General features: G+C 71.5%; 13 protein-coding genes. All 13 read right to left on the bottom strand.

The window, feature by feature from the left end; genetic code table 11:
* Nucleotides 1-2: 2 nt before the first annotated feature.
* On the bottom strand, nucleotides 3-983 hold the full coding sequence (locus WYM_RS08615; RefSeq protein ID WP_019180430.1) for an NAD(P)/FAD-dependent oxidoreductase: 981 nt from the start codon (nucleotides 981-983) through the stop codon (nucleotides 3-5).
* Nucleotides 976-1,305, bottom strand: coding sequence for a ferredoxin (fdxA, locus tag WYM_RS08610; protein WP_019180429.1), 330 nt, complete (start codon nucleotides 1,303-1,305; stop codon nucleotides 976-978). Before fdxA ends, WYM_RS08615 begins: the two co-directional genes overlap by 8 nt.
* Nucleotides 1,302-2,705, bottom strand: a complete 1,404-nt coding sequence (locus WYM_RS08605; RefSeq protein ID WP_019180428.1) for an FAD-dependent oxidoreductase — start codon at nucleotides 2,703-2,705, stop codon at nucleotides 1,302-1,304. The genes fdxA and WYM_RS08605 overlap by 4 nt, the downstream gene beginning before the upstream one ends.
* Nucleotides 2,702-3,655 (bottom strand): uroporphyrinogen-III C-methyltransferase, encoded by a 954-nt coding sequence (cobA, locus tag WYM_RS08600; protein ID WP_019180427.1) that lies wholly within the window; start codon nucleotides 3,653-3,655, stop codon nucleotides 2,702-2,704. Before cobA ends, WYM_RS08605 begins: the two co-directional genes overlap by 4 nt.
* Nucleotides 3,652-4,599, bottom strand: a complete 948-nt coding sequence (locus tag WYM_RS08595) for an ABC transporter permease (RefSeq protein WP_019180426.1) — start codon at nucleotides 4,597-4,599, stop codon at nucleotides 3,652-3,654. Before WYM_RS08595 ends, cobA begins: the two co-directional genes overlap by 4 nt.
* Nucleotides 4,589-5,440 (bottom strand): ABC transporter ATP-binding protein, encoded by an 852-nt coding sequence (locus WYM_RS08590; protein WP_019180425.1) that lies wholly within the window; start codon nucleotides 5,438-5,440, stop codon nucleotides 4,589-4,591. The genes WYM_RS08595 and WYM_RS08590 overlap by 11 nt, the downstream gene beginning before the upstream one ends.
* 3 nt (nucleotides 5,441-5,443) lie before the next feature.
* Complete coding sequence (locus WYM_RS08585) at nucleotides 5,444-6,523, bottom strand: ABC transporter substrate-binding protein (protein WP_019180424.1); 1,080 nt, start codon at nucleotides 6,521-6,523, stop codon at nucleotides 5,444-5,446.
* A 53-nt stretch (nucleotides 6,524-6,576) separates the two neighbouring features.
* Nucleotides 6,577-7,983 carry a sulfate adenylyltransferase subunit 1 gene (locus WYM_RS08580; protein WP_019180423.1) on the bottom strand — a complete coding sequence of 469 codons (1,407 nt, stop codon included), beginning with the start codon at nucleotides 7,981-7,983 and terminating at the stop codon, nucleotides 6,577-6,579.
* A complete protein-coding gene (gene cysD / locus WYM_RS08575) occupies nucleotides 7,983-8,969 on the bottom strand; it encodes a sulfate adenylyltransferase subunit CysD (RefSeq protein ID WP_019180422.1) in 987 nt (328 codons plus the stop codon). The genes WYM_RS08580 and cysD overlap by 1 nt, the downstream gene beginning before the upstream one ends.
* Nucleotides 8,966-9,709 (bottom strand): phosphoadenylyl-sulfate reductase, encoded by a 744-nt coding sequence (locus WYM_RS08570; RefSeq protein ID WP_019180421.1) that lies wholly within the window; start codon nucleotides 9,707-9,709, stop codon nucleotides 8,966-8,968. Before WYM_RS08570 ends, cysD begins: the two co-directional genes overlap by 4 nt.
* Nucleotides 9,706-11,457 (bottom strand): nitrite/sulfite reductase, encoded by a 1,752-nt coding sequence (locus WYM_RS08565; RefSeq protein WP_019180420.1) that lies wholly within the window; start codon nucleotides 11,455-11,457, stop codon nucleotides 9,706-9,708. Before WYM_RS08565 ends, WYM_RS08570 begins: the two co-directional genes overlap by 4 nt.
* Nucleotides 11,458-11,615: 158 nt before the next feature.
* Nucleotides 11,616-12,323 carry a CbiX/SirB N-terminal domain-containing protein gene (locus tag WYM_RS08560; RefSeq protein ID WP_019180419.1) on the bottom strand — a complete coding sequence of 236 codons (708 nt, stop codon included), beginning with the start codon at nucleotides 12,321-12,323 and terminating at the stop codon, nucleotides 11,616-11,618.
* Between the two features lie 182 nt (nucleotides 12,324-12,505).
* Nucleotides 12,506-13,366 (bottom strand): MarR family winged helix-turn-helix transcriptional regulator, encoded by an 861-nt coding sequence (locus WYM_RS08555; protein ID WP_019180418.1) that lies wholly within the window; start codon nucleotides 13,364-13,366, stop codon nucleotides 12,506-12,508.
* Between the last annotated feature and the right edge of the window lie 254 nt (nucleotides 13,367-13,620).

Raw genomic sequence — 13,620 nt, 5'->3', positions numbered from 1 at the left:
GCTCAGTGGGCGGTGCGCACGCCGATGAAGTCGTGAACGAGCACCGCAGCGGCGCGGGCGCCCTGGCCCGCGGCGACGATGAGCTGCTGCGGACCGGGGGACGCGGCATCCCCCGCGGCGTACAGCCCCGGCACCGACGTGCGTCCCGAGCGGTCGACCTCGAGGTTGCCGAACCGGTCGCGGGACACCTCGATGCCGTTCACGAAGTCGAGAGCGGGGTGCCAGTCCGGCCGCACGAAGCCGCCGTCGATCTCGACGCGGTCGCCGCCGGTCAAGCGGACGGCCGACACGGCGCCGCGGTCGCCCTCGAGGTCGTCGATGGGGCGTCGGTCGACGAAGATCCCGGATGCCGCGAGCTCCGCCTCCTCGACGGTCCCCACCGCGTCGGACCCGTTCGTGAAGACCGTGAGCCGGTCGGTCCAGCGGGCGATCAGCCGGGCTCGCGCGGCCAGATCAGGGGTCTCGCCGATCAGGGCGAGCGCCTTGTCCTGCAGCTCCCACGCGTCGCAGGCCGCGCAGCTGAAGATCGACATGCCGTAGAACGCGCGCAGGCTCGGGATCGCGGGGAGGGTCTCGCGCAGGCCGGTCGCGACCAGCACGGAGCGTGCCGCCACGGCGGGAGGAGTGCCGGCGCCCCGGCCCTGCAGCGCCGCGATGAAGCGCAGTCCGTTCCCGGAGTCCTTCTCGACCAGCGCCGTGACGACCGTGCGATCGAGCACCCGCACGTTCGGATACGCGGCGAGCTCGGCGCGCGCGAGCTTGCGCAACTCGAGGGGAGGGATGCCGTCGCGGGTGAGGAAGCCGTGTGAGCGGAGGGTCGCGGCGTTGCGGGGACGCCCCGCGTCGATCACGACCACAGACGCCCGCGCACGTCCCAGATTGAGCGCCGCCGACAGACCCGCCGGGCCGCCCCCGACGATCACCACGTCGACCTCGGTGGTGTCGACCGCGGCCACGCGGGTCTCGGCCGTGGTGTCAGTCATGGCCGTCTCCCTGCGGAGGGAGCGCGGCGATGATCGGGTGGTCCTTGGGGATCACGCCGGTCTTGGCCGCGCCGCCGGGCGAGCCGATGTCGTCGAAGAACTCGACGTTCGCCTTGTAGTAGTCCTGCCACTCGTCGGGCAGGTCGTCTTCGTAATAGATGGCCTCGACGGGGCAGACCGGCTCGCATGCGCCGCAGTCGACGCACTCGTCCGGGTGGATGTACAGCGACCGGTCGCCCTCGTAGATGCAGTCCACCGGGCACTCGTCGATGCACGCGCGGTCCTTCACGTCGACGCAGGGCAGCGCGATCACGTACGTCATGGAACCAACGCCCCCGAGCGCGAGACGCGCACCTGCTCGTCGCGGGGCACGACCTTCACACGCTCACGCGCGTGCTGGTGAGTGGCGCCCAGCTCGCGCTCGTGCGCGTCCAGGGCGAGCCAGCCGTCCCACGTGGTGAACTCCACGTCGCGCTCGGCGAGCAGCTCGAGCACGTCGCCGTCGACCGTGCGGGCTGGGAGCGCTCCTGCCTCGGCGTCGGCGACCAGGTGCGCGATCGTCTCCATCGCGTCGGACTTGGTGTGGCCGATGAGGCCTACGGGACCCCGCTTGATCCAGCCGGTCGCGTAAAGGCCCGGAACCAGAGGGGCCCCGATGTCGCCGGTGGTGTGGGAGTTGTTGACGCGGCCCTCGACGTTCGACACGACGCCCGCCTTCTCGTCGAACGGCGCGTCGATGACGGGTGTGCCGTAGTAGCCCACGGCACGGTAGACCTGCTGCACGGGGTACTCGCGGAACTCCCCGGTGCCGCGCACGGTCCCGTCACCCACCGGCTCAGTGCGCTCGAAGCGCAGGCCCTCGACCTTGCCTTCGCCGAGCACCTCGACCGGCGAGTGGTAGAAGTGCAGGTGCAGGCGGCGGCTCGCGCCGGTCGCCTCACGCGTGCGCCAGCTGTTCAGGATGCGCAGCATCACCTTGAGCTGATTGTTCGCCGGAGCCACGCCCTCGAGATAGGCGAAGTCCTCGTCGTGCACGATGATGTCGACGTCCGGAACCTCTCCGAGCTCTCGCAGCTCGATCGGCGTGAACTTGATGTCGGCGGGACCCCGCCGGCCGAAGACGTGCACGTCGGTGACGGCCGATGCCTCGAGCCCGGCCAGCACGTTGTCGGCGATCTCGGTCGAGCGCAGGTCGACGGCGTGCTTGGCGAGCATGCGGGCGACGTCGAGCGCGACATTGCCGTTGCCGATCACGGCGACCTCGCGCTGATCCAGCGACCACTCGGTCGGCACGTCGGGGTGGCCGTCGAACCACGCGACGAAGTCGGCGGCGCCGTGCGAGCCGGGCAGGTCGATGCCGGGGATGTCGAGCACGGCGTCGCGGATCGCGCCGGTGGCGAGGATCACCGCGTCGTAGCGCTCGTGCAGCTCGTCGAGCGAGATGTCGCGACCGACCTCGACGTTGCCGATGAAGCGCGTGGTGCCGGCATCGAGCATCTCGTGGAGCGAGCCCACGATCCCCTTGATGCGCGGGTGGTCGGGCGCGACGCCGTAGCGGATGAGGCCGTAGGGCGCGGGAAGCGACTCGAACAGGTCGATCGCGACGGAACCGCCGGCGGCCTGCACCGAGTTGGTGAGGATGCTGCCGGCGTAGATGCCCGCGGGGCCCGCGCCGACGATCGCGACGCGGAGGTTCTGGAGCGAGGAGGAGGAGGAGGTCACAGAGCGGTCTTTCCGTGGAGGGGCTCGGCCGGAACGGCGAGCGGGTCGTAGGAGTCGAGATCGAGGGTGGCCAGATCGGCCGGCGCGTAGGGGCTGAGCCGCACGACATCGCCGACGACCACGACGGCGGGGGAGCGGATGCCGCGCTCCGCCGCCTGGTGGGCGATCGTCGCGAGGGTTCCGACCGTGACCCGCTGGCGCGGTCCGAAGCCGTCTTCGACGACCGCGACCGGGCAGTCCGCGCCGCGCGCGCCGCGCGCGAGCGTGATCGCCGAGTGCGCCAGCGTGCCGACGCCCATCAGCAGCACGACGGTGTGGTCGCGGCCGCCGCCGAGCGCCTGGATCTGGTCGTGTCCCGTCGCAACGGTGAAGGCGGTCGCGACACCGCGATGGGTGAGCGGGATGCCGGCGATCGCGGGAACCGAGACGGCGCTGGTGATGCCGGGCACCACTTCGACGATCACGCCCGCCTCCTGGCAGGCGGCGAGCTCTTCGCCGCCGCGCCCGAAGATGTAGGGGTCGCCGCCCTTGAGCCGGACGACGGTCTTCCCCTCACCCGCGAGGTGGACGAGGAGCGCGTTGATGGCGTCCTGCGGCACGGCGTGGTGCCCTGGGCGCTTGCCCACGTCGACCACCTCGGCGCGCAGGGTCACACCGTCGGCCGCGAGTCCGTCGAGCACGGCCCGAGCGCCGAGCCTGTCGGCGACGATGACGTCGGCGGTCTCGAGCGCGCGCAGTCCCTTGATGGTCAGCAGGCCCGCGTCCCCGGGACCGGCCCCGACGAGCCAGACCTTGCCGGTCGGGGCGGCCGAGGCATCCGTTCCCGTCGGTCCGGAAATCGGACATTCGTTGATTTTCCGGATGCCGGGTGCCGAGGCATCCGGGAAGTCGCGCGATGTCCGGTTTCCGGATCCGGCGACGGGAGGGGTGGGGCGGTCGGGGTCGGTCATCGTGCACCTCCGGTGACGAGCAGGCCTCGGCGCTTGAGCATCCGCCGCTCGAGCGGCCCGAAGAAGAGCAGCTCGATGAGGATGCCGATCGCGAGGATGACGATGATGGTGCCGAGCACGCCGGCGAGGTCGGCCAGCTCGCGGCTCTGGTCGAGCATCGATCCGAGGCCGAAGCCGATGGTGCCCCCGGTGGCGATGATCTCGGCGGCCATGAGCGAGCGCCACGAGAACGCCCAGCCCTGCTTGAGGCCCGCGAGGTAGCCGGGAAGCGCGGCGGGAAGGATGACGGCGGTGGCGAGCTGCCAGCGGGAGGCGCCGAGCACCGTGCCCACGCGGCGCAGCTGCGGCGGCACCTGGTCGATGCCCGCGATGAGGCCGTTGACGATGGAGGGGATCGCGCCCATCAGGATCACGAAGTACACCGTCGCATCCGACAGGCCGAACCAGATGATGGCGGCGGGCACCCAGGCCACCGACGGCAGCACCTGCAGGCCCGAGATGATGGGGCCGACTGCGCGGCGGATCGGCCGCACCTCGGCCAGGAGCAGCCCGATCGGGGTTCCGACGACGATGGCGATGAGGAAGCCGACGACGCCGCGCTCGAGGCTCGTGGCCACGGCCTCCTGCAGGCGGCCGGCGTCCCACGCGTCGCCGAGGGCCGAGATGACGGCGAACGGCCCGGGCACGATGTCGGGCCGCGGCTGGGCGATCACGACGTAGAGCTGCCACGCTGCGATCAGCAGCACCAGGAAGACGATGGGCGGCACGACGCTCGCGGCGAAGCGGCGCCAGCGACTCGTGCCGGTGCTCGCATCGGTCTGGAGGCGGTCGAGCCCGGCTTCGAGCGAGCGAAGATCGTCGGATCGTCCGGACGTCGGTGCTTCGACGACCTCGGCAACCGATCCCTGAGCGTGTCGAAGGGTGGTGGAAGTGTCACGCGGCATTGCGGCGGATCTCCTTCCGGAGCTGGTCGGTGATCTCCACCGAGAGGGCGGCGACCTCGGGCGACTCGATGCGCCGGCCCGTGGTCTTGGCGATCGTCCACTCCTGGACGATGCGGCCGGGGCGGCTGCCCATGAGCACGACCCGCTGGCCGAGGCGCGCGGCCTCGCGGACGTTGTGGGTGACGAAGACGATGGTGCGGCCGGTCGCCCGCCACACGCGCTCCAGCTCTTCGTGGAGCAGGTCCCGCGTGATCGCGTCCAGCGCGGCGAACGGCTCATCCATGAGCAGCACCGGCCGGTCCTGCGCAAGGGCGCGGGCGAGGGCCACGCGCTGGCGCATGCCGCCCGAGAGCTCGTGCGGACGCTTCTCGGCGGCATCCGTGAGATTCACCGCGTCGAGCAGGGTGAGCGCCTTCTCGCGACGCTCGCCGCGAGGCACGCCGCGCAGTCGGAGCGCGAGCTCGACGTTGCGGCGCGCGGTCAGCCAAGGCATGAGCGCCGACTCCTGGAACATGACGGCCGATCCGGCCGCGGGGGTCTCGATGCTCCCGGCGCTCGGCCGGTCGAGCCCCGCGATGAGGTTCAGCAGCGTCGACTTGCCGCAGCCCGAGGCGCCCAGCAGGCACACGAACTCGCCGGGGGCGATGTCGAGCGACACGTCGTCGAGCACGACCGGGCCCGCGCCGAAGCGCTTGGAGACGCCATCGATGCGGACCGCGGGCGGTGCCGCCGGCGCGGGGACGCGCACCGGCGTGAACCCGTCGAAGCTCGGGCTCAGCGGCACGCCCACGACCGGGGCAGCCTGTGCTGCCCCGGACGCGGATGTCGAACGTGAGGTCATGCGTCAGTCCTCGCCCAGCCCGCCGGCCGAGACGGCCTCGGCTCCGTCGGCCTCGAGCAGTTCGTTGAGCAGGCGCAGGTCGAACAGGCCCTCGATCGAGCCCTCCTTCTGCGTGCCCGCGGTGATCCCGTTCTCGACGAGGGTCTCGAAGGTCTCGGCGTGCGGGTCGACCGAGAAGGTCACGTGCTCCAGGGCGCGCGTGATGACGGCGTCGGCCAGGGGCTTTCCGGTCTCGGCCTCGATCGCGCCATTGATGACACCGGGTGCCTCGTCGGGGTTCTCCGAGATCCACTGCACCGCGGCGCGGTGACCCTGGAGAAGGTCGGCGACGGCATCGGGGTGCTGCGCGAGGAACTCGGCGCGGACGAGGAGCACCGTGGTCGGGAACGCTCCGTCCTCCCACAGATCGGCCTCGTCGATCAGCACGTGCGCGCCGGCGTCCTCGATGAGACGCGAGACCCACGGCTCGGGCAGCCAGGCGCCGTCGAGCTCACCCTGCTGGAAGAGCGTCAGCGTCTGGGCGTTGTCGGTGGGCGTGATCTGCACGTCGCCGCCGCCGGAGGTGTCGGTCTCGAAGCCCTCGCCGGACAGCCACGTGCGCAGCGACACGTCCTGGGTGTTGCCGAGCTGCGGGGTGGCGAGCGTCGTTCCCTCGAGGTCGGACGGGTCGTCGATTCCCTCGCGCACCACCAGCGCCGCTCCGCCGGTCGCGGCGCCGGCGACGATGCGGGCGGACTGCCCGCCGGACTGGATGAAGGTGTTGATCGACGGGTTCGGCCCGATGTAGGTCGCGTCGATCGCCCCCGCCGAGAGCGCCTCGATGGCGGCCGGCCCGGCGTTGAAGACCTGCGTGGTCACCTCGACGTCGCCGAGCGCGTCCTCGAAGAGACCCTCCTCGAGTCCCACCAGGGCCGGGGCATGCGTCACATTGGCGAAGTAGCCCAGGCGCAGCTCGTCGACCGGGGACGTCGAGGCTCCGGAGTCGCCTGCGCCGGGGTCGGCGGAGGCGGAGGCGCAGCCGGCCATCATGACGGCCACAAGTCCCAGGGTGGTGAGCGTCGTCGCAGTGCGGATGTTGTTCACGGTGTCGCCTCCTTCGTATGAGCGGTGTGTGCGGGTGGAGCGGTGCGCCGGATTCAGCGCACGATGCCGGCGGCGAGCGTCGCGCCGTCGGACGGATGGATGACGAGGAACGAGCCCCCGTGGCGGCTGGTGCGGTACGGCTCCAGCGGCAGGTCCGCCGCCAGCCGGATCCTCACGCGGCCGATGTCGTTGGTCTCCAACGTCTGCGCGGGCTCGTGCGTCAGGGCGTCGAGGTCGTAGCGCGACTCGATCTGAGCGATGATCGCCTGCACCGTCGCGGTGCCGTGCTTGACCAGGACCCGGATGCCGGGGGTCAGCGCCCGCGCGTCGAGCTGGAACAGCTCGGCGTCGAACTCGCGCCGGGCTGCCGGCCGCGTGCCTGCCGCGACCACGAGAGCCCCGCGTGCGGTGTCGACGTCGTCGGCGAGCTCGACGGACACCGACTGCGGCGCCACCGCCTCGTCGACCTCGGCGCCCGCGACGCGGATGCCGGTCACGGTGGTGGCGATGCCGGAGGGGAAGATCTCGACCCGGTCGCCGACGCGGACCACACCGCTCGCGATGCGGCCCGCCACTGCGCGGTAGTCGCGCAGGCGCTCCGCCTCGCCGGAGTCGGCCGCGAGCTCGGGCGTCAGCCCACCCTGCGGGCGCAGCACGAGCTGGATCGGCAGGCGCAGCGGCTCGAGCTCCTGCTCGAGCTCGTCGGCGCCCGGGAGGGTCTCGAGCAGTTCGAGCAGTGCGGGTCCGTCGTACCAGGGTGTGCGCTCGGAGCGATCGACGATGTTGTCGCCCTCGAGCGCCGAGACCGGCAGCACGTGCAGGTCGTCGACGCCGAGCTCGGCAGCCACCGCGTGGGCCTGCGTCGAGACGGCGGCGAAGGTCTCGCCCGAGAAGCCGGTGAGGTCGATTTTGTTGACCGCCACGATCACGTGCGGCACCCGCAGCAGCGCGACCACCGCGAGGTGGCGCCGCGTCTGCTCGACCACGCCCTTGCGGGCGTCCACGAGGACGACGACCGCGTCGGCCGTCGTCGCGCCGGTGACCATGTTGCGCGTGTACTGCACGTGGCCGGGGCAGTCGGCGAGCACGAACGAGCGGGCGCCCGTCGAGAAGTAGCGGTACGCGACGTCGATCGTGATGCCCTGCTCTCGCTCGGCGCGCAGGCCGTCGGTGAGGAGGGCGAAGTCGAACTCGCCGTGCGCGAAGCCGCGGTCGGCGGATGTGCGCGCGACCTGCTCGAGCTGGTCGGCGAGGATCGCCTTCGAGTCGTGCAGCAGGCGACCGACGAGGGTCGACTTGCCGTCGTCGACCGAGCCGGCCGTGGCGAAGCGGAATAGCGTGGGCTCGCCGGCGTCGTCGCGCACCGCCGCTCCGCGGTCACGAATGGCGACTTCGGCCGGCCCGGACCCGCGGAAAGTGACTGCGGAGCGGTCTTGGGTGAGGGATTCCAGAGCGGTCATCAGAAGTACCCGTCCTTCTTGCGGTCTTCCATCGCCGCTTCGCTGAGCCGGTCGTCGGCGCGGGTCGCCCCGCGCTCGGTGAGGGTGGAGACGGCGACCTCGGCGACGATCGACGCGAGGTCCGCGGCATCCGATTCCACCGCTCCGGTGCAGCTCATGTCGCCGACGGTGCGGTAGCGGACGGTGCGCACTTGCACCGTCTCGTTCTCGCGCGGCGGCGAGAACGGCCCGACCGGGCGCCACATGCCGTCGCGCTCGTAGACCTCGCGCTCGTGCGCGAAGTACAGCGGCGGAAGCGCGATGCCCTCGCGCTCGATGTAGCGCCACACGTCGAGCTCGGTCCAGTTCGAGATCGGGAACGCGCGCACGTGCTGGCCGGGGGTGTGGCGGCCGTTGTAGAGGCTCCACAGCTCCGGGCGCTGGTTGCGCGGATCCCACTGCCCGAACTCGTCGCGCAGCGAGATGATGCGCTCCTTGGCACGGGCCTTGTCTTCGTCGCGACGGGCTCCGCCGAAGACGGCGTCGTGACGGCCGGCGGCGATCGCGTCGAGCAGGGGAAGGGTCTGCAGCGGGTTGCGCGTGCCGTCGGCGCGCTCCTGCAGGCGGCCGTCGTCGATGTAGTCCTGCACCCGGGCGACGTCGAGGCGGATGCCGAGGCGCTCGACGGTCTCGTCGCGGAAGGCCAGCACCTCGGGGAAGTTGTGGCCGGTGTCCACGTGCAGCACCGGGAAGGGCACTCTGCCGGGCGCGAACGCCTTGGTGGCCAGGTGCAGCACGACGACGGAGTCCTTGCCGCCTGAGAAGAGCAGCACGGGGCGCTCGAACTCGGCGACGACCTCGCGGATGACGTGGATGGCCTCGGCCTCGAGCAGGTCCAGGGTCGAGAGCGTCCTCCTGGCGGGCCTTTCGACAGGCTCAGCGACCGGTCGCTGTGCTTCGACAGGCTGAGCAGCCGATCGGAGCGTGGTGGTGTCTGAGAGGGTCATACGTGGAGCCCGCATTCCGTCTTCGAGAGCCCGGCCCAGCGGCCGGATCGGGGATCTTCGCCGGGGGCGACCGGCTTCGTGCACGGCTCGCATCCGATGGAGGGGTAGCCGTTGGAAACGAGGAGGTTCACCGGCACCTGGTGCGCGCCGGCGTAGTCGAGCAGGTCGTCGAAGGTCCAGGCGGCGACGGGGTTGACCTTGACGAGCCCGTTGCGCTCGTCCCAGGTCACGAGGGGCGTGTTCGTGCGGGTGGGCGCCTCATCCCGGCGCACGCCGGTGAACCACAGCTCATACCCGCCGAGGGCGTCTTTGAGCGGACCGACCTTGCGGCGCTCGCAGCACAGCGCAGGGTCGCGGTCGTGGAGCTTGGCGCCGAACTCGGCGTCCTGCTCGGCCACGGTCTGCTGCGGCAGCACGTCGACGATGCGCACGTCGAGCACGCGGCCCACCTCGTCGCGCGTGTACCGCGTCTCTGCGAAGTGGTAGCCGGTGTCGAGGAAGAGCACGTCGACGCCCGGAAGCTGCTCGGCCACCAGGTGGGGCAGTGCGGCGTCGGCCATCGAGCAGGCGACGGCCGCGGCATCCGCCCCGAAGTGACGCGCGACCCACGCGATCACCTCGGCGGGCGACGCCTCGTGAGCGGTGAGGCTGCCGAGCTCGAGGTTGCCCTGCTCGGCGAGCGCCTGAAGCTCCTCGGGCGCGCGCTTGACGGCGACGCGGGGTGCGAGCGAGACGGTCATTGCAGGCTCTCCTCGTCGGCGCGGTGGGCCCACTGGGCGAAGGTCTCGTCGACGGCCGCGTCACGCTCTGCGAGGAAGCGCTTGACGACGCGGTCGACGTAGTCGGCGATGCCGTCGGCGGCGACCTTCAGGCCGCGCACGGTGCGGCCCAGGCCCGCCTCGTCGCGGTCGGCGTTCACGAGCCCGCCGCCGAGGTGCACCTGGTACCCCGGGACCTGCTCGCCGTCGATCGTGACGAGCTGGCCCTTGAGCCCGATGTCGGCGGTCTGGATGCGCGCGCAGGAGTTCGGGCAGCCGTTGACGTGGAGCGAGATCGGATGCGGGAGGTCGAAGGCCGCGAGGCGCTTTTCGAGATCGAGCACGGCCGCCGTCGCGTACGCCTTGGTCTCGACGATCGCGAGCTTGCAGAACTCGATGCCGGTGCACGCGATCGTGCCGCGGCGGATGAGGCTCGGACGTGCCGAGAGGCCGAGGGCGTCCAGTCCCGCGACGAGCGACTCGACCCGGTCCTCGGGGATGTCGAGGATCACGACCTTCTGGTGCGGGGTGGTGCGCAGTCTCGTCGAGCCGTGCGTCTCGATGAGATCGGCCAGCGCGGCGAGGTTCGGGCCCGAGACCCGGCCGACGATCGGCGTCGCGCCGACATAGAAGCGACCGTCCTTCTGGCGGTGGATGCCGACGTGGTCGCCCTGCGCGCGCGGCTTCGGCGCGGCGGGACCGTCGGGCAGCGCGTAGCCGAGGTACTCGTCCTGGAGCACCTGCCGGAACTTCTCGGCGCCCCACTCGGCGAGCAGGAACTTCAGGCGTGCCTTGTTGCGCAGGCGGCGGTAGCCGTAGTCCCGGAAGATCTGCGCCACGCCGTGCCAGGCATCCGCTACCCGGTCCGGGGAGACGAACACGCCCAGGCGCTCGGCCAGACGCGGGGTGGTCGACAGGCCGCCGCCGACCCACAGGTCGTAGCCGACTCCGAGCTCGGGGTGCTCGACCGCGACGAACGCGACGTCGTTGATCTCGTGGACCACGTCCTGGCTCGGATGGCCGGTGACGGCGGACTTGAACTTGCGCGGGAGGTTCGCCAGCGACTCGTCCCCGATGAACCGGCTGGTGATCTCGTCGATCTGAGGGGTCGGGTCGATGAGCTCGTCTGCCGCGATGCCGGCGACGGGCGAGCCGAGCACGACGCGCGGCACGTCGCCGCACGCCTCGGTGGTCTGCAGGCCCACGGCCTCGAGGCGGCGCCAGATCTCGGGGATGTCCTCGACCCGGATCCAGTGGAGCTGGATGTTCTGGCGATCGGTGAGGTCGGCGGTGTCGCGGCCGAACTCGGTCGAGATGCCGGCGATCACGCGAAGCTGCTCTGTGGTCAGCTGCCCGCCGTCGATGCGGACGCGCAGCATGAAGTACTCGTCTTCGAGCTCGTGGGGCTCGAGGGTCGCGGTGCGGCCGCCGTCGATGCCGGGCTTGCGCTGCGTGTACAGGCCCCACACGCGGAACCGGCCGTGAAGGTCTGTGGGATCGATCGAGGCGAAGCCGCCCTTCGAGTACACCTTCTCGATGCGATCGCGCACGCTCAGGCCGTTGTCGACCTGCTTCCACTCCTCGTTGCCGTTGAGCGGTGTCGTGCCGTCGATCTTCCACTGCCCATTGGGTTTGGATGACGCCGGCTTCGACGACGCGCGCGGCGGGCGCGCAGTGGCGCCGGCTGCGCGGGCCGCTGCGGGACGCGGTTCGATGTCGTTGATGGTCACGATGGCCTCCGGGTGATCCCGGGCGTCCCCGGGCAGGACCCTATCGGGTCCATTCCGTGAGGTTAGAAGCGCCCGGCGCCGCGACCTATCCGAGTGTCAAGGGGCGTTAACCGACGTAATGAGGCGTCACACAGTTGCGGGTGCGCCCGTTGCTGACCTCAGTCCGACAATGGCCGGGCGCCGACGTAGCGATCGATGACCAGTTCGACGAGCCCCGACATGGGCTCGTCGTCGTCCAGCAGCGGCCGCGCGACGGAGGCTCCGTCGGCGAGCTGTACGGCGAGGTCGTGGAAGTACCCGGGCGCGAGCAGGTAGTTCGCCACGACGACGCGGCCCCGCGTCCGGGTGCCTGCGTCGGTGACGGCGGTGCGGAGTCGCGGCTCGGCGGCGGCCAGGAAGCCGACGGTGACCCGGCGGCCGAGGCGCTGCGCGAGCATGTCGCCGATCGCGCGGCAGTCGTCGTTGGCGCGGTCGTCGCTCGAGCCCGCCACCGCGAGCACGACGGCGTCCTCCGCAGCGGGAGCGAGTGGCTCGAGGCGGGCGAGCAGCGCGTCGACGAGCCGCGGGTCGGGGCCGAGAGCGGGAGCGATCACCACGCCGTCATGGCCCTTCGACTGCTGCTTCAGGTCGACGCGCACGTGATACCCCGCCGACAGCAGGAGCGGCACGATCACCGTCGGCGCTCCTTCGGGGAGCGCGTCGAGGGATGCCGCGACATCCGGCTGCTGCACATCCACATGTCCGAGCCTCACCGTGACATCGGGCAGGCGCTGTGCGACCGCGGTCACGAGGGCGGACACGGCCGCCTGCCCGGCCGGTGACGACGTGCCGTGCGAGATCGCGACGAGGGCGGGGGTGGTGCTCACCCGCTCCATTGTGCTCGCCGCGTGTGGCGCGCGTGTTACGCCCGGCGGAGCGGGCGGCAGGTCGGTGCTCGAAGCGCGCCGAACGAGCCTGCACACCACGAAAGCGCCGAGACACCACGCGGGTGCGTGGTGTCTCGGCGCGAATGCGGCGTCAGCGGTGCAGAGGAGCAGACTGCTGGGGGTCAGGCGGCGCCCGCCTCCCGACCGCGGGCGAAACCCGCGTCGAAGCCGCGCTCGTACGCGCCCTGCGCTCCGCGCTCGCCGCCGCCGTGGTGCCCGCGACCGCCGTAACCGCCGTGGTGTTCGCCGCGCCCGTGACCGCGGTGGCCGGAGGGGCCGAAGCCGGCGTGGCGTCCGGCGTCTGCGACGCCGCGCCAGCCGTGGTGGCGGCATCCTTCGTCGTCCGCGTCGTGGTCGTGCCCCGCCGCGTCCCACGTTCCGGGCCGGCCGGGGTGACCCGGGCGGCCGGGCTCGAAGCCGTGGTGACGGTTCGGGCCGAAGCCGAAGCGGATCTCGGGGCGGAACGGTCGCGGACCCCCGAATCCGCGGAAGCCGCGTCGGCCCTTGGTGGGGTCGGTCTCGTCCCAGCCGAGCTCGCGGGCGATCGCCTCGAGCGACGACATGGTGGTCGCATAGGCCTCGGCGCCCACGGCGCCCACGACCCGGTCGCGGATGCCGTCGACGATCTTGCCGATGCGCTCCTTCTCGGTGCGACCGGTGTCGGTCAGGGTCCAGGTGCCGTCGCCGCGCTGCTCGACCCAGCCGCGCTCCTCGAGTGCGCGCAGGCGCTTGCCCTTGCGGGCGAGGCGCTCGCGGAGTCCGGGCGCGTCCACGTCGCCCGAGACGACGTTCAGCAGCATCCAGTCCCGGCGTGCCAGGCCTTCGGCCTCGAGGGCCGTGGCGAACTCGGAGGTCAGCAGTCCGTCGACCACGCGCAGCCAGTAGCCGAGCGGGCGCTGGTGGGTGGGCGAGGGCTCGGTGCTGCTGTGGTCGGTGATGTCGTCAGCGGTGTCGTCGGGGATGTTCTCGTCATCGATGTTCATGGGTTGTCCTTTCGGGGCGGCGGGAGCCGCAATATATGTCTAAGTGCATGTGCATGCAGTGTGACATGCAATCGGGATCCATGTCAAGTCGCATGTAAATTGGAACCATGCCGTCTCACCCCGACGATCCCGCCGATGCCATCGCCGCCGCCCTCGCGCGTCTGCGCGGACGGCGGATGCCGCGGCCACCGTGGGCTGACGGCCCCGCGCCGCACGGGGGATGGGGCCCTGGCGGCGGGCACGGGGGATTGCAT

Source organism: Microbacterium yannicii PS01 (assembly GCF_000304335.1).
GTDB lineage: Bacteria > Actinomycetota > Actinomycetes > Actinomycetales > Microbacteriaceae > Microbacterium > Microbacterium yannicii_A.
The sequence above is the reverse complement of the archived record's forward strand: the minus strand, read 5'-3'. Positions and strand labels throughout refer to the sequence as shown.